This is a genomic window from Rhodoferax sp. AJA081-3, from assembly GCF_017798165.1.
Classification (GTDB): domain Bacteria; phylum Pseudomonadota; class Gammaproteobacteria; order Burkholderiales; family Burkholderiaceae_C; genus Allorhodoferax.
Genome location: NZ_CP059068.1, coordinates 371,886 through 395,656 on the forward strand (window position 1 = coordinate 371,886; position 23,771 = coordinate 395,656).

The window sequence follows — 23,771 nt, forward strand, 5'->3', positions numbered from 1 at the left end:
GCTTATCTAGTGCATTGCCAGCGCAGATGCGCCGGTATTGGTGGTCAGTGCCCTGCGGTATTCACCGGGCGGCACACCAAACCAGCGTTTGCAAGCACGGAAGAAATTGCTCTGGTCGCCGAACCCCAACAGGTCTGCCATGGCAGACAGCGGCAGTTTGTCTTGCGCCAGGTACTTGCGTGCCAACTCGCTGCGAACCTCGTCGAGCAGTTGCTGGTACGACGTGCCCTCGGCGCGCAGGCGGCGTTGCAGTGTTCGGTCGGTGAGTGCCAGCAAGGCGGCTATATCTTCGCGGCGCGGCTCACCCTGGCCCAGGCGCTGCATGACGTGTTCACGCACCTTGTTGCTGACGGTGGTGCTGCCCAGGTGGCTGAGCTGTTCATCCATGATGCGTTCATGCAGGGCCAGCATGGCGGGGCTGCGCGAGGGCAGGGGGGTTGCCAGATCGGTGCCGGCCAGCAGCAGGCGTGTTACGGGCTGCCCAAAACGCAGCGGGCAGTCAAACGCCTTACGGTAGGGCAACTCACATTCCGGTTGCGGAAAGATGAACTCGGCCGCCAATGGGCGCACATCGCGGCGTGTCAGCCAACTGCACAGGATCTGCAAGGTAAGGATGGCGTGCTCCTGGCGCTGCCGGGGCAGGCGCAAGGTGTTGCCGATGTGGCCGATGACGAGCCAGCTGTGTGGGCCAGCGTGGACGTCGTCCACGAGCTCAATGGTCGTGGCATCGGATATCAGGGCCAGGTACCGCGACAGGCTTTCCAGGCCACTGCGCAGGTCGGGGCTGGACATCATGGCATGGCCCACCACATCGAAATTCACAAAACGCGCCACCAGCTCGCGGTCTATGCCCAGAGCCGGATTGCCCGATGCCTGGATCGCTAGGTCCCACAGGCGAATCACGGCATCGGCGCCAACACGGGCTCCGGCTTGATCAAGTGCACTGCTGTCGATGCCGGCTCCCAGCATCAGGCGCTGCACATCCAGCCCCTGAGACGCAAACATATCCAGAACGCCCTTGATCCAAGTTGAAGAACTGGTTCGGTTCATTGAAAAAATGGCTCTCCAAAGTCACTAGATTGGATGCGTTGGGACAGTAATTTCACCAGACACGATTTTTAGAATTCTTGCACCGCACCAAGGCCATGCGAGCGGGCAATTTCAATGGATTTTGCGCCAGTTTGCAAGCTGCGGCTTACCCTATAAGGAGACAAAGAGAATGAAAGTAGCAAGCAGAATTCTGTGGGCACCGTGTGTGGCCATTGCAGCGTTGGTGGGTGCCTGTGGCGGCACAGGCAATGGGGTGGACCCGGCGCTGAGCCGCAGCACCAGCTACGGTGTTGTTGTGGGTAGTGACGACGCAGCGGGCTCTGGGACCTACGCCTGGAAAGGCATTCCCTTTGCCAAGGCCCCCGTGGGTGCGCTGCGCTGGAAAGCCCCGGTGGAGCCCGATGCATGGCAGGGCCAGCTGGTCACCAAGGCCTTTGGCAACGCCTGTCTGCAAAATGGCCGCATCTACGGCCCGGGTGCCAACAACCGCTACGACAGCACAATTGCCAGCACGCTCAATACCCCGGTGGGGCATGAGGACTGTTTGACGCTCAACGTCTGGCGGCCCGCCAATGACAGCGCCAACTTGCCGGTCATCGTGTTTGTTTATGGCGGCAGCAATATTTCGGGCTACACGGCGGACCCGGTGTACGACGGTGCAGCCCTGGCAAAAGCCGCCAATGCGGTGGTGGTAACGACCAACTACCGGCTGGGCATTTTGGGCTTCATGAACCTGCCGCAGTTGAAGACCGGTACCGATGCCGCATCGGACTCTGGCAATTTTGCGTTGCTGGACATTGTGCAAGCGCTGAAGTTTGTGAAGAAAAATGCAGCCGCCTTTGGCGGTGCGGCAGACAACGTGACCCTGATGGGACAGTCGGCAGGCGCCATCAATACCTGGGCGCTGATGGCGTCGCCATTGGCGGCAGGCTTGTTCCATAAAGTTGTACCCATCAGCGGTGGTATTTCACTGGCCAGCAATTTGCCAGCCGGCATGTTGCCCACACTGAACCCCGCGAGCACCTATTTGGCGCAGGGCAATGGTCTATTGGTCAAATTGCTGGTCGCCGATGGCAAGGCTGTGGATGCAGCTGCGGCCGCGGCCTACATCGCGACACAAAGCAGCGCACAGATTGCCGACTACCTGCGCGCCAAGTCGGGCGCCAGCATTTTGTCCACGCTATTGGCCAATGGCTTGACCGGCTCAGGGCCTATTCCCGATGGGGTGGTGGTGCCCACGGATCCGATTGCAGCCATGGCCGCAGGCCGATACAACAAGGTGCCGGTGCTGGCGGGCAACACGGCTGATGAAGGCAAACTGTTTGCGCCATTCCTGACCCTGCTGGGTGGCAAACCAGGCCACAAAATCAGCGACGCCGAACGCTTTGCGCTGATGGCGAATTTCAACCCGGATGCCCCCACCACGCTGACAGCAGCCGACATACTGGATGCGTCTTATCTGCCCGTGACAACGCCGGTCACCGGATTCAATGCGAAGACTGCATTGCTCGGCAATGTGTTTACCGCGCCCAGCCGCGACAACGTGCTCAACACGCTGGCCACGCAGCAAGCGGGTTCGGTGTGGCACTACCAGTTCAACTGGGCGCAAGAGCCAGCGCCGTGGAACGCGGTGTACGGCGCGGCCCATGCCTTTGATCTGCCGTTTTTGTTTGGCAACTTTGGTCCTTCGGTGTTCTCGAATGCCGTCAATAGCAGTGCCAACAAAGCGGGTCGTGTGGCACTGTCGAGCGCCATGATGGCGAGCCTGGGCAACTTCGTGCGTACCGGCAATCCGAATGCCGCGCCCCTGGGGACGACCTGGCAACCCTGGCCCAAGAAACTGGTCTTTGATGCCACGCTGAACCAGGCCCTTATTTCATCGCAGTAGTGGTTGCGGGCGAGGGTGTTGTCGTCCAGACGACACCGTTTGCATGTGGTCTGGTGTGCAAGCACACTCTCGCCGGTCGTTGGTAACAAACGAACAAACATAAAAAAGGAGACAGCCATGGTGAAAGCAATGGGGTTTTGGACAAAGCTGGTGGGCGTTGTGTTGTGTGTATGTCTGCAGCATGCACACGCGGGTGAAGCCGGTGTCACCGACACGGAAATTCTGTTGGGGCAGCCCGCGGGTATCACCGGACCTCTGGCTGAAATGGCGCCCGATATTCTGAATGCCACCAAGGTCTACTTGGACAACGTCAACGAAAAAGGCGGTGTACACGGGCGCAAGATCCGAACCCTGACCATGGATGACGGTTACAAGGTGGACAACACGGTCAAGGTGGTGGGCCACATGATCGACAAGGAGCCCGTGTTTGCATTGATGAATATGACCGGCACCTCCAACGTGGCGGCCATCTTGCCATTGCTGGAAAAGGCGACGCCTCCACTACCGCTGATCGCACCCTTTACCGGTGCCGATTTGATGCGTGTGCCAGCCATCAACCACGTATTCAACATCCGGGCCAGTTATGGTGACGAGGCGGAAAAAATCGTCCAGCACCTCACCACCCTGGGTACACAGCGCATTGCCGTGCTGTGGAGCAACAATGGCTTTGGCAAAGACGGTCTGGCCGGTGTACAAAAGGCACTCGAAAAGCGTGGCAAGAAGGTTTACGCCGATGCGCCCATCGAGCAGAACGCATCGGATACGGACAAGGCCGTCGCTGCCTTGCACGATACGCGGCCCGAGGTCATCATCATGATCACGGCGGGTGCGCCCACGGTGACTTTTATCAAGGCCTACAACAAGGTTCGCAAGGGCATGCAGTTTTACACCCTGTCGGTCATGGGCAACCAGGCGACCCTGCGTGCCCTGGGCGCGGATGGCGTGGGTGTGGTGCTGACGACCGTGGTGCCGTTCCCCTGGGACATGACCCATCCCTTGGCACGGGAGTACCGTGCGGCCATGCTCAAGGCTGGTTACAGCAGCAATGTGTCCTTTCTGGGCTTTGAGAGTTATATCAACGCCAAGGTGCTGGTGGAGGCATTGCGTATGGGCGGCCGAGACATCACCCGAAAGAAGTTTGTGGATGCACTGGCCAACACCCGGCGACTCGATCTCGGTGGCTTCACCGTTGGCTTCAGCAAGGACTCGCGGCAGGGCTCGCGGTATGTGGGCTTGGCAATCGTCAGCCCCGGCGAAAAGTTCACAAAATAAACAGGGTCTCCTAGGCTACAACCCGTCTATTATTTTTGCCACAAACTACTATGATGATTTTCAGTGTCCATCGTCTCAAGGAGTATCCATGTTAGGGTTAATGCAAAGCCAGCAACTGCTGATTTCATCGCTGATCGAGTTCGCAGAGCGCCACCATGCTGAAGCGGAAGTGGTGTCGCGCAGGGTAGAGGGTGACATCCACCGCTGCACCTACAAGGACATTGCGGTGCGCTCCCGCCAGGTGGCCAATGCGCTGGACAATATGCAGCTTGCCTTCAGTGACCGTGTGGCCACGCTGGCCTGGAATGGTTATCGGCACCTGGAGCTGTATTTTGGTGTCAGCGGCTCCGGCCGCGTGTTGCATACCCTGAACCCGCGCCTGCATCCTGAGCAAATTGCCTGGATTGCCAACCACGCCGAAGACCAGGTTCTGTGTTTTGACTTGTCGTTCCTGCCTATCATCAAGGCCATCCACGGGCACTGCAAAACGGTCAAACACTACATCGCCTTGTGTGATGCCGACAAGCTGCCTGCGGACTCTGGCATCCCCGGCCTGCAGAGCTACGAAGCCTGGATAGGCGCGCAGCCCACTAGCTACACCTGGCCCGAGTTTGACGAGAACTCTGCCTCCAGCATGTGTTACACCAGCGGCACCACCGGCAACCCCAAGGCGGCCCTGTACAGCCACCGCTCGACCATGTTGCATGCCCTGGCCGGTGCGTTGCCTGACGCGCTGAGCATGAGTGCGCGCGACTGTGTGTTGCCCGTGGTGCCCATGTTCCACGTCAACGCCTGGGGCCTGCCGTATTCGGCCGCCATGACCGGCGCCAAGCTGGTGTTCCCTGGCCCGGCAATGGATGGCAAGTCGATCTTTGAGTTGATCGAGTCCGAAAAGGTGAGTTTTGCGGCGGGTGTACCCACCGTCTGGCAAATGATGCTGGCCCACATGCAAGCAGGTGATTTGCGCTTCTCCACACTCAAGCGCACGGTCATTGGTGGCTCGGCATGCCCACCGGCCATGATCACTGCCTTCAACGACGTGTATGGTGTGGAGGTGTTGCACGCTTGGGGCATGACCGAGATGTCGCCACTGGGCACCGTCTGCACGCTGAAGAACAAACATTTGCCTTTGGACTCTGCCGACAAGATGAAGGTGCGGCTCAAACAGGGGCGTGGCATCTTCGGCGTGGACATGAAAATTGTGGACGACGCTGGCAAACAACTGCCATGGGATGGCAAGGCCTATGGCGACTTGCTGGTCAAAGGCCCCTGGGTTATCAGCGAGTATTTCAAAGGCGAGGGCGGCTCACCCCTGGTGGACGGCTGGTTCCCCACCGGTGACGTGGCCACCATCGACCCCGATGGCTACATGCAGATCACCGACCGTAGCAAAGACGTCATCAAGTCGGGTGGCGAGTGGATCAGCTCCATCGATGTCGAAAACGTGGCCATGGCCCACCCGGCGGTGGCGATGGCGGCCTGCATTGGCATGAAACACCCCAAGTGGGACGAACGCCCCATCATCGCCGTGGTCAAGAAGCCTGGACAAGAAGTAACCCGCGATGAACTGATTGCGTTTTATGACGGCAAGACCGCCAAGTGGCAAATTCCCGATGACGTGGTCTTTGTGGATGCCATTCCCTTGGGCGGCACCGGAAAGATGCAGAAGACCAAGTTGCGCGAGCTGCTGAAAGACTACCAATTGCCCGGCATCTGAGTCGCATGCACTTTACACGGGCCCAGTCACCAAGGTGATACGGTCTAGGGGAAACCCTCGTGTTGCGGTGCAATGCTTCCAGTACGCTCACTACAGTATTTTTCCAAGGAGACACTTATGAAGTTTGGTTTGAAGTTCGTTGCAGCTTCGGTTGCGCTGGTGTGTGCCCAAGGCGCTTTTGCGCAAAGCGGCGAGACGGTTAAATTGGTCCGTATTGATCCGCTGACAGGCCTACTCGGTCCCGTCGGTGTCAACCAGGACAAGAGCTACAAGTTCTTTGCGGAAAAATTCAGTGGCGCGGGCAACCCTGCGGGCGTCAAGTTCGAGTTCACAACGATTGATAACAAGCTCAGCCCTACCGAGAGCTTGAATGCGCTCAAGGCAGCGATTGACCAGGGTGCGCGTTACATCATCCAAGGCAATGGTTCTTCTGTTGCGCTGGCCCTGTCCGATGCGGTGACCAAATACAACGAACGTAACCCCGGCAAAGAGGTGATTTACCTCAACGACTCTGCCGTGGACCCTGACCTGACTAACAGCAAGTGCAGCTTCTGGCACTTCCGTTTTGATGCCGACACCTCCATGAAAATGGAAGCCATGTCCAGCTTCATGAAGGACCAGAAAGACATCCAGAAGGTGTACATCCTGGGCCAAAACTACTCCCACGGTGTGCAGGTTGCCAAGTTCGCCAAAGAGACATTGGCCCGCAAGCGCCCCGACATCCAGATCGTGGGTGAAGACCTGCACCCACTGGCACAGGTGCGAGACTTCGCGCCCTACATCGCCAAGATCAAGGCATCGGGTGCTGACACGGTGATCACCGGCAACTGGGGTTCTGACCTGTCCCTGCTGATCAAGGCTGCCAACGAAGGTGGCTACACCGGCAAGTTCTTTACCTACTACGCTGGTGTGACCGGCACACCAACCGCTCTGGGTACCAATGGTGCCGGCCGCGTCTACCAGATTGCCTACAACCACTACAACATGGGTGGCCAAATGGACAAGTGGATGACCGAGTTCAAGACCAAGTACAACGATGACTTCTTCACAGGCTCCGTCATCCGTGTTTACCAAACTCTTGGTGCAGCCATGGCAAAGGCCAAGTCGACCGATCCGGTCAAAGTGGCACAGGCCATGGAAGGTTTGAAGTTCACCAGCTTCAACGGCGAAGTAGAAATGCGCAAGACCGACCACCAGTTGCAACAGCCGCTGTACATGTCGGTCTGGCAAAAGGCGGACAAGAAGTACCCCTACAGCCCCGAGAACACAGGCATGACTTTGGCGCCGGTTAAAGAATTCGCCAACTACGTGTCCAGCACGCCGACCAGCTGTGCGATGAAACGCCCATAAACCTCGGCCTTGGGGGCAAGCCCTTGGGGCGCTAAGACATCAGGAGCCCGAGCGGGTTTGCCGCATCGGGCTCTTTTTCATTCAACGACGATAAAGGCTTGTCGATTATGGAGTTCTTCATCATCTCAATGCTCAATGGGCTGAGTTATGGCCTGTTGCTGTTCATGCTGAGCTCAGGGCTCACGCTGATCTTCAGCATGATGGGCGTATTAAATTTTGCGCATGCCAGCTTCTACATGCTGGGTGCTTATGTGGGTTACACGGTGTCACGTTTTGTGGGTTTTTGGCCTGCGTTGGTGATCGCCCCCTTGGTGGTTGGTGCATTGGGTGCGCTGTTTGAGCGCCTGTGCCTGCGCAAGGTGCACAAGTTCGGTCACGTGCCCGAGTTGATGATTACCTTTGGCCTGTCGTATGTGATCCTGGAACTGGTGCAGTTGATCTGGGGCCGCATCGCGCTGGAGTTTCAGCCGCCCGCAGCGCTGCAGGGACCGGCCTTCACGCTCATCAACCATTCCATCAATGGGTTGAGCCTGTTGTGGGGCGCCGCACCCGCTGAGATGTGCAGTGCTGCCGATGCCGCCATACGGGTGGTTTGCTCACCATTCCCGGCTACCCGGGGCTTCATGATGTTGGTTGCATTGGTGATGTTGCTGAGCGTGTGGCTGCTGCTGACACGCACGCGTATTGGTCTGGTCATTCAGTCGGCGTTGACCCACCCGGATGCGGTGGAGGCCCTGGGCCACAACGTGCCCCGGATTTTTATGCTCGTGTTTGGCGCGGGTGCCGCACTGGCTGGTTTGGCCGGTGTGATTGGTGGCAGCACCTACCTGACGGAACCAGCGATGGCGGCAACCGTGGGTTCGGTGATCTTTGTGGTGGTGGTGGTCGGCGGCATGGGCTCGCTGTCTGGCGCGTTCCTGGCCTCCGTACTGATTGGTGTCATCCAGACCTTTGCGATTGCATTTGACTATTCGGTGGCTACCCTGGCACAACAATTGGGTCTTCAACTGAGCGCGGGTACGCTCAACAACACCTTCGTCAAATTGACACTGTCACAGGTCGCGCCCATCTTGCCGTACCTGTTTTTGGTGTTGATTCTGATCTTCCGGCCCAAAGGTCTCTTGGGTACACGGGAGGGATAAGAGCATGCGCAACAACAACACACAATCCAAACCCTTCAATACCGGGCGTTGGCTGGTCTGGGGCCTGTTTGCCCTGGCCTTGGCCGTGGCACCCATGCTGTTTACTGGCGGCCTGGGCCTGACCGTCTTGTCGCAAATGGGCATTGCCATCATCGCCTGCCTGTCCTACAACATGTTGTTGGGGCAGGGCGGCATGCTGAGTTTTGGCCACGCGGTGTACACCGGCCTGGGGGCTTTTGTGGCCATCCACGCGCTCAATTCGGTTGCCGGGGGCTCTTTGCCCATACCTGTTTCCACCGTACCTTTGGTAGGTGGTCTTGCGGGCATGGGCTTTGCAGCGCTGTTTGGTTATGTCACCACCCGCAAGTCGGGGACCACGTTCGCGATGATCACCTTGGGCCTGGGTGAACTGGTGTTTGCCATGTCGCTGATGATCCCCGAGTTCTTTGGGGGCGAGGGTGGCGTGTCGGGCAATCGCGTCATTGGCAGTCCGTTCATGGGCATCACCTATGGCCCCGCGATCCAGGTCTACTACCTGATTGCGGTCTACACCTTCATTTCGGTGGTGGCCATGTTTGCCTTTACGGCCACACCGCTGGGTCGGATGCTGAACGCCGTACGGGACAACCCTGAGCGTGTGGAGTTCGTGGGTTACAACACGCAGCGCATACGCTACACGGCCTTCATCATTGCCGGATTTTTTGCCGGTATATCGGGTGGCTTGGGCGCCTTGAACTTCGAGATCGTGACTGCAGAAGTGGTGCATGCTGCGCGCTCCGGTGCCTACCTGCTGTTCACCTTCCTGGGTGGTGCAACCTTCTTCTTCGGTCCCATCATTGGCGCCGTCTTGATGGTGCTGGCCTTTGTGCTGTTCAGCGAGTTCACCCAGGCCTGGTTGTTGTACCTGGGGCTGATTTTCCTGTTCATGGTGATGTATGCCCCTGGCGGTATTGCCAGCCTGATCATGATGAACCTGCGGGTCGCCATGTTTGGCAAGCTGCGTGGATTGGCCTTGAACTACCTGGCCCTGGCCGTTACGGGCCTGATCGCCCTGACGGGCGCTGCTGCCATGATCGAGATGACCTACCACCTGCAGCTCAGTGCGTCACAGGGTCCAGACATCGCGTTTATGGGTTTGACGCTGAATACGACTGGTGTGCAAGCCTGGTTGGGTGCGTCGGTGGTCCTTGCCATTGGGTTTGTGCTGTTTGAAATGGCCCGCCGTCGGTTTGCGCTGAAATGGGAGGCAATCCAAGCCTTCATTGAAAAACAAGTGAACAAGGAGGATGCGCAATGACGGCAACAACGGATACCTTTGCGCTGGAACTGAAGGATTTGCGCAAGAGTTTTGGCAAAACCGAGATCATTCGCGGTGTCAACCTGGCCGTGCGCCACGGTGAGCGTGTGGCCGTTATCGGCCCCAATGGCGCGGGCAAGTCCACACTGTTCAACTTGATCAGTGGCCGCTTTGGGGCCAGCAGTGGTGACGTGTTGCTCAACGGCACGGTGATCAACGGTATGAAGCCCTACGAGATCAACCGCCTGGGGCTGTCGCGCAGCTTCCAGATCACCAACATCTTCCCCAAGCTGAGTGTGTTTGAGAACCTGCGCTGCAGTGTGTTGTGGAGCATGGGCTACAAGTACAGCTTCTTCCGTTTTCTCTCCAGCCTGCACGACGCCAACGCACGTGCCAACGAACTGCTGCACATGATCCAGCTGGACAAAAAACATGACGTGCTGGCCATGAACCTGACCTATGCCGAGCAGCGTGCACTGGAGATCGGCATCACCATCGGCGGCGGTGCCAATGTGATTCTGCTGGACGAGCCCACCGCCGGCATGAGCCGCAGCGAAACCACCCGTTTCATCGCCCTGATCAAACAGGTCACCGAGGGCAAGACCCTGCTGACGGTGGAGCACGACATGGGCGTGGTGTTCGGCCTGGCCGACAAGATTGCCGTGGTGGTCTACGGTGAGGTGATTGCCTTCGATACACCCGACGCGGTGCGGGCCAATGCCCGTGTGCAGGAAGCCTACCTGGGCTCTGCCGTTGCCGACGCACAAGCAGGAGGACACTGAGACCATGTGCCCCCACGTTCGTCACTTTGTGTACTCACTGCCCCCCATGGGGGCTCAGCCCTCCTTGGGGCGGCCCTACGGAGGTCTGTCATGCTAAAGGTATCCAATTTACACGCCTACTACGGCAAGAGCCATGTGCTGCATGGTGTGGACATGCATGTCAAAGAGGGCGAGATTGTGGCCCTGCTGGGGCGCAATGGTTCGGGCCGCTCCACCACCGCCAAGGCCATCATGGGTCTGGTGGATTGCCAGGGCTCTGCCTTGTGGAAGGGCAAGGAAGCCCTTGGCAAAAAGACCTTTGAGATCGCCCACCTGGGCCTGGGCTACGTGCCGGAGAGCCGCGATATTTTCCCCAAGCTCACGGTGTACCAAAACCTGTTGCTGGGGCAAAAACGCGGCCAAAAGAATCCGCGCTGGTCGTTTGACGACATGTACAAGATGTTCCCCCGCCTCAAGGAGCGTGAACATACCGAGGCGGGAGTGCTGTCTGGTGGCGAGCAGCAGATGCTGACGCTGTGCCGCACATTGATGGGTGACCCGGACCTCATCATCATTGATGAACCCACCGAAGGCTTGGCGCCCAAGATAGTGGAACTGGTGGCGGAGTACCTGAAAGAGCTGCGCAAACGGGGTGTCTCGGTTTTGCTGATCGAGCAGAAGCTGACGATTGCGATGCAGATTTCGGATCGTTGTTTTGTGATGGGCCACGGCAGCATCGTCTTCGAGGGCACACCCGAGGAACTGCGCAACAACAGCGAAATCCGCAAGGAATGGCTGGAAGTATGACCCCCACAGTCGCCCACTGCGTGTGGCTCCTTGCCCCCCGAGGGGGCCGCGTTTCAGCTTGCGGCGGCCCGGCGCTGAAACATCGCCCGCCTCTTTTGTCCCAACAGTGACAAGTCCGCTTTCAACGTCCGTAAAAACCCCTACAATTTAAAACGAACGATCGTTCTATTTTGAATGTTCCACTACTTACCCTGAGGAATGCAAGCATGACCGCCCAATACCAAGTCCAAGGTGACGTCGCCATCATCACGCTCGACAACCCGCCCGTCAACGGCCTGGGTTTGTCCACCCGACAGGGCATAACCGATGGCATGGCCAAGGCCAATGCCGACGCGGCGGTCAAGTCCATCATCATTACCGGCGCGGGCAAGGCCTTCAGCGGCGGTGCGGACATCAAGGAATTTGGTAAACCCACGGCCCTGCAAGAGCCCAACCTGATCAGCGTGATCGGTGTGCTGGAAAACTCCACCAAACCCGTGGTCGCTGCCATCCACACGGTTGCCATGGGCGGCGGTCTGGAGCTGGCCCTGGGTTGCCACTACCGCATCGCGGCACCCGGCACCAGTGTGGCCCTGCCCGAAGTCAAACTGGGCCTGCTGCCTGGCGCCGGTGGCACGCAGCGTCTGCCCCGCGTGCTGGGTGTGGAAGCTGCACTGAATATCATCGTCAGCGGCGAACCCATTAAGAGCGAAATGCTGGCCATGCTGCCCGGTCAAAAGTTGTTCGACAAGATGGCAACATCTGCGGAAAGCCTGGCCGAAGAGGCGCTGGCATTTGCCCGCTCCGTGGCCGATGTGCGCCCGTTGCCCTTGGTGCGCGACATGAAGTGCAAACACCCACAGGGTGATGCCTACTTCCAGTTTGCCCGCAACATGGTCAAGGGCATGTCCAAGAACTTCCCGGCCCCGGCCAAGTGTGTGGATGCCGTTGAAGCCGCTACCAAGAAGAAGTTTGACGAAGGCATGGCGGTGGAGCGCGAGATCTTCATCAACCTGATGTGGACCGCCGAAAGCAAGTCCCTGCGCCACTTGTTCCTGGCCGAGCGTGCTGCATCAAAAATACCCGATGTCCCCGCGGATACTGCACAGCGTGCTATCAACTCCGTAGCGGTCATCGGTGCTGGCACCATGGGTGGCGGCATTGCCATGAACTTCCTGAACGCCGGTATCCCCGTCAAGATGCTGGAAATGAAGCAAGAAGCCCTGGACCGTGGCGTGGCCACTATCCGCAAGAACTACGAAGCCCAGGTCAAGAAGGGCAAGCTCAAGCAAGACAAGTACGACCAGCGCATGAGCCTGCTGACCACCACATTGAGCTACGACGACCTGAACGGCACCGACATGGTCATCGAAGCCGTGTTCGAAGAAATTGGTGTGAAGGAAGCCGTGTTCAAGGAACTGGACCGCGTCATGAAGCAGGGCGCGATTCTGGCCTCCAACACTTCCACACTGGACGTGGACAAGATTGCTTCCTTCACCAAGCGCCCGCAAGACGTGGTGGGCCTGCATTTCTTCAGCCCCGCCAACGTCATGAAGCTGCTGGAAGTGGTGCGCGGCAAAGAAACCGCCAAGGACGTCATGGCCACTGTGATGTCGGTCGCCAAGAAGATCCGCAAGACGGCGGTGGTTTCCGGCGTGTGCGACGGCTTTATCGGCAACCGCATGATCGAACAGTATGGCCGCCAGGGCGGCTTCCTACTGGACGAAGGCTGCACCCCAGCCCAGGTCGACAAGGCCATGGAGAAATTCGGCATGGCCATGGGCCCGTTCCGCATGGGCGACCTGGCCGGCAACGACATCGGCTGGGCCATCCGCAAGCGCCGCTACACCGAAAAGCCCGACATGAAGTACAGCAAAACCGCTGACCTTCTGTGCGAAAAAGGTCGCTTTGGCCAGAAGGTAGGCAAGGGCTGGTACGACTATGTTGAAGGTAAACGCGACGCCATCCCCAATGCCGAAGTGGTGACCATGATCGAAGAGCACCGCAAGGCGCTGGGCATCACGCCCCGCAAAATTTCGGACGAAGAAATTGTGCAGCGCCTGGTGTTCAGCCTGGTGAATGAGGCGGCCCACATTCTGGAAGAAGGTATTGCCAACAAGGCCAGCGATATCGACATCGTTTACATCTTTGGCTACGGCTTCCCCGCACACCGCGGCGGCCCCATGAACTACGCCGACCAGGTGGGCTTGTTCAATGTGGTGCAGGCCATGAACCGCTTTGCCCAGAACCCGCTGGATGACGCCAAGTTCTGGAAGCCAGCCCCTCTGTTGGCCAAGTTTGCAGCCGAAGGCAAGAGCTTCAACTAAGCGATCAGGCTTTTTACCGAATAAGGAATCACCATGACATCCGCAGTTATTGTTTCTACCGCCCGCACCCCCCTGGCCAAGAGCTGGAAGGGTTCCTTCAACATGACCCACGGCGCCACACTGGGTGGCCACGCGGTCGAGCACGCCATCAAACGCGCTGGTATTGAAGCCGGTGAGGTGGACGACGTCATCATGGGCTGCGCCACACCCGAAGGCGCCACCGGCGCCAACATCGCGCGCCAGGCCGCTCTGCGTGCGGGTTGCCCCGTCACCGTGTCGGGCATGACCATCAACCGCTTCTGTTCGTCGGGTTTGCAGACCATTGCAACCGCAGCACAGCGCATCATTTCCAACGAAGGCGACATTTATGTGGCCGGTGGTGTGGAAGCGATCTCATGTGTGCAACAAGAGATGAACACCCACATGATGGCCGACCCCTGGTTGGTCAAGAACAAGCCAGAGATCTACTGGAACATGTTGCAGACCGCTGAAAACGTGGCCAAGCGTTACAACATCAGCCGCGAAGCCATGGACGAATACGGTGCCGCCAGCCAGCAAAAGGCCAGCGCCGCGCTGGAAGCCGGCCTGTTCAAGGCCGAAATCGCCCCCATCACCGTCACCATGGGAGTGGCCGACAAGGTCATGGGCCTGATGACCAAACAGGTCACGGTCAGCGATGACGAAGGCATCCGCGCTGGCACCACGTACGACGGTATCAAGGGCCTGCGCTCTGCCGTGCCCGGTGGCCTGGTCACCGCCGGTAACGCCAGCCAGTTCTCCGATGGTGGCGGCGCCGTGGTGGTGATGCACGAAAAAATTGCCGAGCAAAAAGGCCTCAAACCCCTGGGCCGTTTCCTGGGCTTTGCAGTGGCCGGTTGCGAGCCAGACGAAATGGGCATTGGCCCCGTGTTCGCCATCCCCAAAGTGCTGGCACGCCTGGGCCTGAAGGTTAGCGACATCGATCTGTGGGAACTGAACGAAGCCTTCGCCGTGCAGGTCTTGTACTGCCGCGACAAGCTGGGCATCCCGGCGGACCGTTTGAACGTGAATGGCGGCGCCATTGCCGTCGGCCACCCCTATGGTGTGTCCGGCCAACGCCTGACCGGCCACGCCCTGATCGAAGGCAAACGCCGCGGCGCCAAACGCGTCTGCGTGACCATGTGTATTGGTGGCGGCATGGGCGCAGCGGGCGTGTTTGAAGTGCTGTAAACCAGCGGCGGGTCACTGACCCGTTTGAATTTACCGAGAGGGGAAAGGTCTACAGAGGGCCTTTCCCCTCTTTTTCTTTTTTGGTAGCTATCTGGTTCACCCGACAAGTCCGCGTGGCACGTCCTTTACCATCGCCGATCCACACCAAATGGGATGTTATGAACCACACCTACGAAATAACAACGGACCCAAGCCGCATGGACGTTACCGCGATCCATGCCTTCTTGTCCCAAAGCTATTGGTCCCCCGGTATTCAGCTGGCCCTGGTGCAACGCGCCATGGCCAACTCGCTGTGTTTTGGCGCGCTGCTCAACGGTGAGCAGGTCGGCTTTGCGCGGCTGATTACCGACCGGGCCACGTTTGCATATTTGGCCGATGTGTACGTGCTGGAAGCGCACCGCGGTAAAGGTTTGTCGCGGCGCATCATGGACCATGTGGTGGCCCACCCCGATCTGCAGGGGCTGCGGCGTATGCTGTTGGCGACCCGCGATGCCCATGCGCTGTACGCCAAGTACGGCTTCAAGCCTTTGGCCTCGCCAGCCAGCATGATGGAGGTGCACCAACCCCATGTCTACGCTGGCATGGCCTAGACGAACAGCATGACAACTACTCTGCGCACACTCCACCGCACGTCCGCCATGGTGATTGTGGCCTTTGTGTGTTTGCACCTGGCGAATCACATGGTCTCCCTGCAGGGCGTTGCGGTCCACATTGCTTTCATGAAAGCCGCACGGGCCGTGTACCGGCAGCCGGTGGTTGAAGCGCTGCTGTTGGCCTGTGTGGCATTCCAGGTGTACAGCGGGTTGCGCCTGGCCTTGCGCGGCTGGCGGCAGCGCCGCGGCCTGATGCCGTGGCTGCAAGCACTGTCTGGCGTCTACCTGGCGGTGTTTTTGTCGGTGCATGTGGGGGCGGTTATGTTTGGCAGGGCAGTGTTGAACCTGGACACCAACTTCTATTTTTCTGCGGCAGGTTTCCACGTGCCGCCTTACCCGATGCTGTTTGCACCGTATTACTTCATGGGTGTGTTTGCTTTGTTCACCCATCTGGGGTGTGCGGCCTATTGGTATGTGCCACCAACGTCGCGCGTGGCACGCATACTGGCGGTGGCGTTGCCCATGGTGGTGGGTGCCGTGTTGGCGTTGCTGCTGGTGCTGTCGCTGGCGGGCATGATCCAGCCGGTTGACGTGCCGGCCGAGTACAAGGCAACCTACGGGGGCTAAGTAGCTAGGCCAGGGCGCCAGCCCGTGCCTCAGGCCCTGAGTTTGGATGCAAGTGCCAGGCGGGGCAGGGTGACAACCGTGGAGGGTTTTACAAACGCTGCCTTGACCCGACTGGTATCCGCCGTGGGTGTTTTGACCTTGCCTTGCAACACGTCGCCTTCCAGCTTGAAGATGGCCACGATGTCCACCAGCTCGTTGGCCTGGCTCTTGAGGCTGCTGGCGGCGGCAGCCATTTCTTCGACCAGGGCTGCATTTTTTTGCGTGGCCTGGTCCATCTGTGTCATGGCTTCGCCAACCTGCGCAAAACCTGCCGCCTGACCATGGCTTGCGGCATTGATCTCTGCCATGGTGTCGGTTACGCAGCGGATGCTGCGTACCACTTCGTCCATCGTTGTGCCTGCTTTGTCGACCAGGGCAGAGCCCTTGTCGACCCGCTCCACGCTGGCACTGATCAGTGCCTTGATTTCCTTGGCGGCGTCGGCCGAGCGCCCGGCCAAGGAACGCACCTCGCTGGCTACCACCGCAAAGCCCCGACCCTGCTCACCTGCGCGTGCGGCTTCCACAGCAGCATTGAGCGCCAGTATGTTGGTCTGGAATGCAATGCCATCGATGACACCGATGATGGCCGCAATCTTGTGTGATGCGTCGTTGATGCCTTTCATGGTGTCCACCACCTGCGCTACCACTTCACCGCCTTCCATGGCCACTTTGGACGCATTCAGAGCCAACTGGTTGGCCTTCTCGGAGCTCTGCGCGTTCTGTTTAACAACGGACACCAGTTCTTCCATGGCGGCAGTGGTTTCTTCCAGTGCGCTGGCTTGCTGTTCGGTGCGTGAGCTCAGATGGTGGTTGCCCTGGGCAATCTCGGCACTGGCGGTGGCCACTTCGTCCGCACCCTGGCGTACGCTGCCCACTACTGCCGCCAAACGGGTCTGCATTTCCTTGAGGGCGGCCACAATGCTGCGCTGATCACCCATCAACATGGGAATATTGATGGACAAATTGCCTTGTGCCACATGGCGGGCAACCTGTGCGGCGACCAGGGGTTCGCCTCCCACGTCGGACCACACCGAGCGTCGAATCCAGAACCCGACACCAACCAACAACACGGCCGCCACGGCTAGCCCCATGCCTTGCATCCAACGCATGGTCTGGGTGGTGGCGCTGTAGTGGGCGATGGATTGGTCGGCAAAGGCCATGGACTCCTTGACCGTGGTGTCCACACCCGCCCGGTGGGCGAGGTAGGTACCGTGGGCGGCTTTGAGGGAAGCCTGCACGGCGTCTGGGGCAGCACCAGACGCCAGCAAGCCAAGGGTCTTGTTGGCCAGGCCAATGAAAGCCAGACCCTCCTGGTGCTGCGCGCCCAGCAAGCGGCTTTCCAGTCCGTACGGTGGGTTGGCGCGCCAGAATGCAGCGCGGTCTTCGTATTCGGTCTGCAGGCGTTTGAGCTCGGACTTGGCCACCTCGATACCCATATTGCCTTCCACCGCCTGCGACAGAACCAGCCGCATTTCAATGAGGTACATGGGTGGGGGAAGTATGTCGGCCGTGACGTCTTTGGCCACAAACGATTTGCTGGCCGCGTTGCCGCTGGCCTGTGACCCCCAGAACGACAACCCGCTGATGGCAAGCGCCGCTACCAGCGCAATGCCCGTCAAAGTGTTGAGCATGGCCCGCAGGCCCATGCGGTGGTCGGAATCATGAACCAAGGAACCGGAGGAACTTTTCGGCATGGCAGACACCTGTGGAGTGAATGGCAAACTCTAGCGACCCAACGCCCGCTGCACCATCCCATATTCAGGTGAGTTTGTTGATTTTCCACCGATACCGGTGGGTACACTGCGCGGTCACTGTGCCAAAAGGGAATCCATGGCTTCGCGACTGATAACACTCCTGCTCGTAATGTGTCTGTTTGCCTGTTCCAGCGCGCCCGCCGTGCGGGAGCTTGGGCCGGCAGAAACTGTGGGCATTGGCCCATCCGCCGAAGACCTCCAGAGTGTGTACGCCGCGTTGGCGCAGCCGGGTGGGCGGGTGTTCCGGTTGAATCCCAATACTTCCAATATCCGTGTGCTGGCCTTCAGGGCCGGGCGGGCCGCCCGGTTTGGCCACAACCATGTGTTGTCCGCGCCGGTGTTTGACGGGTTTTTTTACCTGGCGCCAGACGGTACGGCGGCCTCCCGGTTTGACCTGGCCTTCCGCCTGGACCAGCTGGTGTTTGACCTACCAGAGCACCGCGCCGAGCTGGGCCCGGCGTTTGCGTCGACCATTTCCGCAGAAGACATTGCCAGCACCCGCAACAACATGCTGGGCGACAACAGCTTCCAGGCGGCGCGGTTTCCATGGTTGCGCATCCAGTCTTTGCAGATCGTTGGTGAGGCGCCCAAGTTTGCCGTCAGGGTGGCCATAACCCTGCACGGGCAAACGCGTGAAATATGGACGCCACTCACCGTGACCGGCCTGCCAGAGCAGCTCAAGGCACAGGGTGCCCTGGTGTTCAAACAATCGGACTTTGGCATCAAGCCGTTTTCGGTGTTTGGCGGCATACTGGCCGTGCACGATGAAGTGGTCGTCGAATTCAGCCTTGCCGCAGACACGCCATGAGCACCAACGACCCCAACCCGCAGTACCTGGATCTGGACAGCTGGCACCGGCGTTCGGCTTTTGATTTCTTCCGCGGTTTTGACATCCCGACCTTCAACCTGTGTGCGCGGCTGGATGTTGCGTTGTTACGCCAGGCGGTGAAAGACCTGGGTGTGGGCAGCCTGTCGCTGGCCTACCACTTCATTGCCATACAGCTGGCCAATGACATCGAACCCTTTCGCTACCGGCTGGAGGGGGACCGTGTACGTGTGTACGACACCGTACATGGCAGTACCACCGTGTTGCGCGAGGACGATTCCTTTGGTTTTGCCACGCTGGAATACAACCGCAATTTCGCGGCCTTCTGTGCCCAGGGCGCGCAAGCCCTTGCCAGAGGCCGCCTGCGCGACGCGCCGTTCGAGCCCTCCAAGCACCAGACCGCAACACTGCACATGACAACCTTGCCCTGGGTGCACTTCAGCAGTTACTCCAATGCCCGCCAGTGGGGTGCACACGACTCCATACCTACCTTTGCCTTTGGCCGCATAGAGACGGACGGTGCACGCCAGTGGATGCCGCTGTCAGTCGAGGTGCACCACGCCCTGATGGACGGCTTGCACGTTGGACGTTACTTCCAGGGATTTGAGGCTGCATTGCGTGCACCTGAAACCTGGCTGCGCGACAGGGCGTAGACCTGCTGAATCCGGGGTGGTTTCTTGATGCTACCAAATGCATAGCAATACAGCTATATTTCACGGGGGCTAGAGGCATAAAACACTCAGAACGATCTGACCGGCCCGCAGACTGCGGTTGGCCCAAACCCAAAACGGTGGCACAATCCGCTCCGTAACTAGGCCCTTCCCACGCCACAGTCGCATCCGCCAAACGGTTCAGCCGTGCCGCGGAAGGTTAATCAAAACAGCTTTAACCAGCTAATGTTTCCTGAAGGGAAACGGAGGTCAGCGGAATATGAGTGAAACAACGTCGCAGAAGACGAGCCCAGCGTCTGTCTATAGCGCTTACGCAAGCAATACGTACCTTTTCGGTGGCAATGCGCCATACGTCGAAGAGATGTACGAAAACTATCTTTCCAACCCCGGCAGCGTGCCCGATTCTTGGCGCGACTACTTTGATGCGCTGCAGCACGTGCCAGCGGTCGACGGCACCAATGCCCGCGACGTACCACACCTGCCGGTCATCAACGCCTTTGCCGAGCGCGCCAAACAGGGCGGCACCCAGGTGGTGCTGGCCACCGGCGCAGACTCCGAAATGGGCCGCAAGCGCACCGCGGTGCAGCAGCTGATTGCCGCCTACCGCAACGTGGGCGCACGCTGGGCCAATCTGGACCCGCTGAAGCGCCAGGAGCGCGACAACATCCCTGAGCTGGAACTGTCGTTTTACGGCTTCAGCGACGCGGACCAGGAAACGGTTTTCAACACCAGCAACACCTTCTTCGGCCGCGACTCCATGAGCCTGCGCGACCTGATGAACGCGCTGCACGAAACCTACTGCGGCACCATTGGCGCCGAGTACATGTACACCACGGACCAGAACCAGAAGCGCTGGTGGCAACAAAAACTGGAAACCATCCGCAGCAAACCCCAGTTCAGCGCCGAGAAGAAGAAACAGATCCTGGACCGCCTGACCGCGGCCGAGGGCCTGGAGCGTTTCCTGCACACCAAATACGTGGGGCAGAAGCGTTTCTCGCTGGAAGGTGGTGAGAGCTTCATCGCCGCCATGGACGAGCTGATCCAGCAGGCCGGCGCCAAGGGCGTGCAGGAAATCGTGATCGGTATGGCCCACCGCGGCCGCCTGAACGTGCTGGTCAACACCCTGGGCAAGATGCCCAGCGACCTGTTCGCCGAGTTTGACCACACCGCCCCCGAAGAGCTGACCGCCGGCGACGTGAAGTACCACCAGGGCTTCAGTTCGGATGTGTCTACGCCTGGCGGCCCGGTTCACCTGTCCCTGGCGTTTAACCCCTCGCACCTGGAAATCGTCAACCCCGTGGTTGAAGGCTCGGTGCGCGCCCGCATGGACCGCCGTGGCGACCCGTTGGGCAACCAGGTGCTGCCCGTGCTGGTGCACGGTGATGCCGCATTCGGTGGCCAGGGCGTCAACCAGGAAACCCTGTGCCTGGCCCAGACCCGAGGCTACACCACCGGCGGTACGGTGCACATCATCATTAACAACCAGATCGGTTTCACCACCTCTGACCCGCGCGACATGCGCTCCAGCGCCTTCTGTACCGACATCGTCAAGATGGTTGAGTCGCCCGTGCTGCACGTCAACGGTGATGACCCCGAAGCCGTGGTGCTGGCCACCCAGCTGGCGCTGGAGTACCGCCTGGAATTCCGCCAGGACGTGGTGGTGGACATCACTTGCTTCCGCAAGCTGGGCCACAACGAGCAGGACACACCGGCGCTGACCCAGCCGCTGATGTACAAGAAGATCGCCGCCCACCCCGGTACCCGCAAGCTGTACGCCGACAAGCTGGCCGCGCAAGGCCTGGGCGAAACCCTGGGCGAGGACATGGTCAAGGCCTACCGTGCCGCCATGGACGCCGGCAAACACACGGTCGATCCCGTGCTGACCAATTTCAAGAGCAAATACGCCGTGGATTGGGCACCCTTCCTGGGCAAGAAGTGGACCGATGCCGGCGACACCGCCATCCCGCTGACCGAATGGAAACGCCTGGTTGAAAGGCTGACCACGCTGCCCGCCACCATCGCACCCCACTCGCTGGTCAAAAAGGTGTACGACGACCGTGCGGCCATGGGCCGTGGCGATATCAATGTGGATTGGGGCATGGGCGAAAGCATGGCCTTCGCGTCGCTGGTCGCCAGCGGCTACCCGGTGCGTTTGTCGGGCGAAGACAGTGGCCGCGGCACGTTTACCCACCGCCACGCGGTGATCCACGACCAGGCCCGTGAGAAGTGGGACGCCGGCACCTATGTGCCCCTGTCCAATGTGGCCGACAACCAGGCTCCCTTTGTTGTCATCGACTCCATCCTGTCTGAAGAGGCTGTGCTGGCCTACGAATACGGCTATGCGTCGAATGACCCCAACACACTGGTGATCTGGGAAGCCCAGTTCGGCGACTTTGCCAATGGCGCCCAGGTGGTCATCGACCAGTTCATCGCGTCCGGCGAAGTGAAGTGGGGCCGTGTCAACGGCATCACGCTGATGCTGCCGCACGGCTACGAGGGCCAGGGTCCTGAGCACAGCTCGGCACGCCTGGAGCGCTTCATGCAGTTGGCGGCCGATGCCAACATGCAGATCGTGCAGCCCACCACAGCGGCCCAGATCTTCCACGTGTTGCGCCGCCAGATGGTGCGCAACCTGCGCAAACCGCTGATCATCTTCACACCCAAATCCTTGCTGCGCAACAAGGATGCGACATCGCCGCTGAACGAGTTCACCAAGGGCAGCTTCCAGACCGTGCTGGGCGAGAGCGCGACGCTGAAGGCCGACAAGGTCAAGCGTGTGGTGGCCTGCTCGGGCAAGGTGTACTACGACCTGGTCAAGAAGCGCGAAGAAAAGGGTCTGGAAGACGTGGCCATCATCCGTGTGGAGCAGCTCTATCCTTTCCCACACAAGGCATTTGCGACTGAGTTGAAGAAGTACCCCAATGCGACCGACATCGTGTGGTGCCAGGACGAGCCACAGAACCAGGGGGCCTGGTTCTTCATCCAGCACAACATCCACGAAAACATGGCCGATGGCCAGCGCCTGGGTTACTCCGGCCGCGCCGCGTCGGCTTCGCCGGCAGTGGGTTATGCCCACCTGCACCAGGAACAGCAAAAGGCTTTGGTAGAGGGCGCGTTTGGCAAGCTCAAGGGCTTCATCCTGACCAAATAACGCAGCAGCACCCCTACCCAATCAAACCCAAACGGAAAGAACAAAATGGCAATCGTAGAAGTAAAAGTTCCCCAGCTGTCTGAGTCGGTGGCTGAAGCCACCCTGTTGCAGTGGAAGAAAAAAGTCGGCGACTCGGTGTCGGTGGACGAGATCCTGATCGAAGTGGAAACCGACAAGGTTGTCTTGGAAGTGCCCGCGCCCAGCGCTGGCGTCATCGTGGAGCTGGTCGCAGGCGACGGCGCCACCGTAGCGGCGGAGCAGTTGATTGCCCGCATCGACACCGAAGGCAAAGCGGGCGCCGTAGCGGCCCCCGCCGCCGCGCCTGCCGCCGCCGTTGCATCTGCACCCGCAGCGCCTGCCGCTGCCACGGGCGGTTCCAAGGGTGATGTGGCCATGCCCGCAGCCGCCAAGCTTTTGGCGGACAACAACTTGGCGGTGGGTGCCGTAGCCGGCACCGGCAAAGACGGCCGTGTCACCAAGGGTGATGTACTGGGCGCTGTGGCAGCCGGTGCTTCTGCTCCTAAAACAGTAGCGGCAGTGGCAATCCCCACGGGGGCTCCCACCAAATCTTTGCCACAGGTTGCGGCTCCTAGCGTGCACCTGGGTGACCGCCCCGAGCAGCGTGTGCCCATGAGCCGCCTGCGCGCACGTGTGGCCGAGCGTCTGCTGCAATCCCAAAGCACCAACGCCATCCTGACCACCTTCAACGAAATCAACATGGCGCCGGTCATGGAGATGCGCAAACGCATGCAGGAGCGTTTCGAGAAGGAACACGGCGTCAAGCTGGGCTTTATGAGCTTTTTCGTCAAGGCTGCTGTGCACGCCCTGAAGAAATTCCCGGTGCTGAACGCGTCGGTGGACGGCAACGACATCGTTTACCACGGCTACTTTGACATCGGTATTGCGGTGGGCTCGCCCCGCGGTCTGGTGGTGCCCATCTTGCGCAATGCGGACCAGATGAGTTTTGCCGAGATTGAGAAAAAGATCGCTGAGTTTGGCCAGAAAGCCAAGGACGGCAAGCTGGGTATTGAAGACATGACCGGCGGTACCTTTTCCATCTCCAACGGTGGCACCTTCGGCTCCATGATGTCCACCCCCATCATCAACCCGCCACAGTCGGCCATCCTGGGTGTGCACGCTACCAAGGACCGCGCCATGGTGGAAAACGGTGTGGTGGTGGTGCGCCCCATGAACTACTTCGCCATGTCCTACGACCACCGCATTATCGACGGCCGCGAAGCCGTGCTGGGCCTGGTGGCGATGAAAGACGCGCTGGAAGATCCTGCACGTCTGTTGTTTGATATCTAAAAC

18 protein-coding genes are annotated in these 23,771 nt (G+C 59.5%); 16 read left to right on the top strand and 2 right to left on the bottom strand.

The annotated features are described in order from the left end of the window. Positions 1-6: 6 nt before the first annotated feature. Positions 7-1,050, bottom strand: a complete 1,044-nt coding sequence (locus tag HZ993_RS01780) for an AraC family transcriptional regulator (RefSeq protein ID WP_245213784.1) — start codon at positions 1,048-1,050, stop codon at positions 7-9. Between the two features lie 169 nt (positions 1,051-1,219). On the opposite strand from HZ993_RS01780, the gene HZ993_RS01785 reads away from it, so the two are divergent. The 12 genes from HZ993_RS01785 to HZ993_RS01840 all read left to right on the top strand — a co-directional run bounded on the left by HZ993_RS01785 (position 1,220) and on the right by HZ993_RS01840 (position 16,019). Then, positions 1,220-2,938 (top strand): carboxylesterase/lipase family protein, encoded by a 1,719-nt coding sequence (locus HZ993_RS01785; protein ID WP_209395572.1) that lies wholly within the window; start codon positions 1,220-1,222, stop codon positions 2,936-2,938. A gap of 117 nt (positions 2,939-3,055) precedes the next feature. Continuing rightward, on the top strand, positions 3,056-4,210 hold the full coding sequence (locus HZ993_RS01790) for an ABC transporter substrate-binding protein (protein WP_209395573.1): 1,155 nt from the start codon (positions 3,056-3,058) through the stop codon (positions 4,208-4,210). Positions 4,211-4,298: 88 nt separating this feature from the next. Next, the gene (locus tag HZ993_RS01795) at positions 4,299-5,927 is read left to right on the top strand and encodes a 3-(methylthio)propionyl-CoA ligase (RefSeq protein WP_209395574.1); all 1,629 of its coding nucleotides are present in this window, start codon (positions 4,299-4,301) and stop codon (positions 5,925-5,927) included. Between the two features lie 117 nt (positions 5,928-6,044). Further along, positions 6,045-7,277, top strand: coding sequence for a branched-chain amino acid ABC transporter substrate-binding protein (locus HZ993_RS01800; protein WP_209395575.1), 1,233 nt, complete (start codon positions 6,045-6,047; stop codon positions 7,275-7,277). A 107-nt stretch (positions 7,278-7,384) separates the two neighbouring features. After that, the gene (locus tag HZ993_RS01805) at positions 7,385-8,419 is read left to right on the top strand and encodes a branched-chain amino acid ABC transporter permease (RefSeq protein ID WP_209395576.1); all 1,035 of its coding nucleotides are present in this window, start codon (positions 7,385-7,387) and stop codon (positions 8,417-8,419) included. A 4-nt stretch (positions 8,420-8,423) separates the two neighbouring features. Beyond that, positions 8,424-9,716 (top strand): branched-chain amino acid ABC transporter permease, encoded by a 1,293-nt coding sequence (locus HZ993_RS01810; protein WP_209395577.1) that lies wholly within the window; start codon positions 8,424-8,426, stop codon positions 9,714-9,716. After that, positions 9,713-10,498 carry an ABC transporter ATP-binding protein gene (locus HZ993_RS01815; RefSeq protein WP_209395578.1) on the top strand — a complete coding sequence of 262 codons (786 nt, stop codon included), beginning with the start codon at positions 9,713-9,715 and terminating at the stop codon, positions 10,496-10,498. The genes HZ993_RS01810 and HZ993_RS01815 overlap by 4 nt, the downstream gene beginning before the upstream one ends. 90 nt (positions 10,499-10,588) lie before the next feature. After that, the gene (locus HZ993_RS01820) at positions 10,589-11,284 is read left to right on the top strand and encodes an ABC transporter ATP-binding protein (RefSeq protein ID WP_209395579.1); all 696 of its coding nucleotides are present in this window, start codon (positions 10,589-10,591) and stop codon (positions 11,282-11,284) included. A 206-nt stretch (positions 11,285-11,490) separates the two neighbouring features. Further along, the gene (locus HZ993_RS01825) at positions 11,491-13,590 is read left to right on the top strand and encodes a 3-hydroxyacyl-CoA dehydrogenase NAD-binding domain-containing protein (RefSeq protein ID WP_209395580.1); all 2,100 of its coding nucleotides are present in this window, start codon (positions 11,491-11,493) and stop codon (positions 13,588-13,590) included. Between the two features lie 33 nt (positions 13,591-13,623). Beyond that, positions 13,624-14,799 carry an acetyl-CoA C-acyltransferase gene (locus tag HZ993_RS01830; RefSeq protein WP_209395581.1) on the top strand — a complete coding sequence of 392 codons (1,176 nt, stop codon included), beginning with the start codon at positions 13,624-13,626 and terminating at the stop codon, positions 14,797-14,799. 158 nt (positions 14,800-14,957) lie between these two features. After that, complete coding sequence (locus tag HZ993_RS01835; RefSeq protein WP_209395582.1) at positions 14,958-15,389, top strand: GNAT family N-acetyltransferase; 432 nt, start codon at positions 14,958-14,960, stop codon at positions 15,387-15,389. A gap of 9 nt (positions 15,390-15,398) precedes the next feature. After that, entirely contained in the window at positions 15,399-16,019 is a 621-nt protein-coding gene (locus tag HZ993_RS01840; protein WP_209395583.1) for a hypothetical protein, read from the top strand. Positions 16,020-16,048: 29 nt separating this feature from the next. Here the strand turns inward: HZ993_RS01840 and HZ993_RS24820 are convergent, their stop codons facing one another. Continuing rightward, positions 16,049-17,752 (bottom strand): methyl-accepting chemotaxis protein, encoded by a 1,704-nt coding sequence (locus HZ993_RS24820; RefSeq protein WP_305847092.1) that lies wholly within the window; start codon positions 17,750-17,752, stop codon positions 16,049-16,051. Positions 17,753-17,921: 169 nt separating this feature from the next. Between HZ993_RS24820 and HZ993_RS01850 the strand changes: the two genes are divergently transcribed. From HZ993_RS01850 to odhB, 4 genes are all read left to right on the top strand, one after another. After that, the gene (locus HZ993_RS01850) at positions 17,922-18,620 is read left to right on the top strand and encodes a YceI family protein (RefSeq protein ID WP_209395584.1); all 699 of its coding nucleotides are present in this window, start codon (positions 17,922-17,924) and stop codon (positions 18,618-18,620) included. Further along, entirely contained in the window at positions 18,617-19,291 is a 675-nt protein-coding gene (locus tag HZ993_RS01855) for a CatA-like O-acetyltransferase (protein WP_209395585.1), read from the top strand. Before HZ993_RS01850 ends, HZ993_RS01855 begins: the two co-directional genes overlap by 4 nt. Before the next feature lie 277 nt (positions 19,292-19,568). Then, entirely contained in the window at positions 19,569-22,460 is a 2,892-nt protein-coding gene (locus HZ993_RS01860) for a 2-oxoglutarate dehydrogenase E1 component (protein WP_209395586.1), read from the top strand. Positions 22,461-22,505: 45 nt separating this feature from the next. Beyond that, positions 22,506-23,768 carry a 2-oxoglutarate dehydrogenase complex dihydrolipoyllysine-residue succinyltransferase gene (gene odhB / locus HZ993_RS01865; protein WP_209395587.1) on the top strand — a complete coding sequence of 421 codons (1,263 nt, stop codon included), beginning with the start codon at positions 22,506-22,508 and terminating at the stop codon, positions 23,766-23,768. Positions 23,769-23,771: the final 3 nt, after the last annotated feature.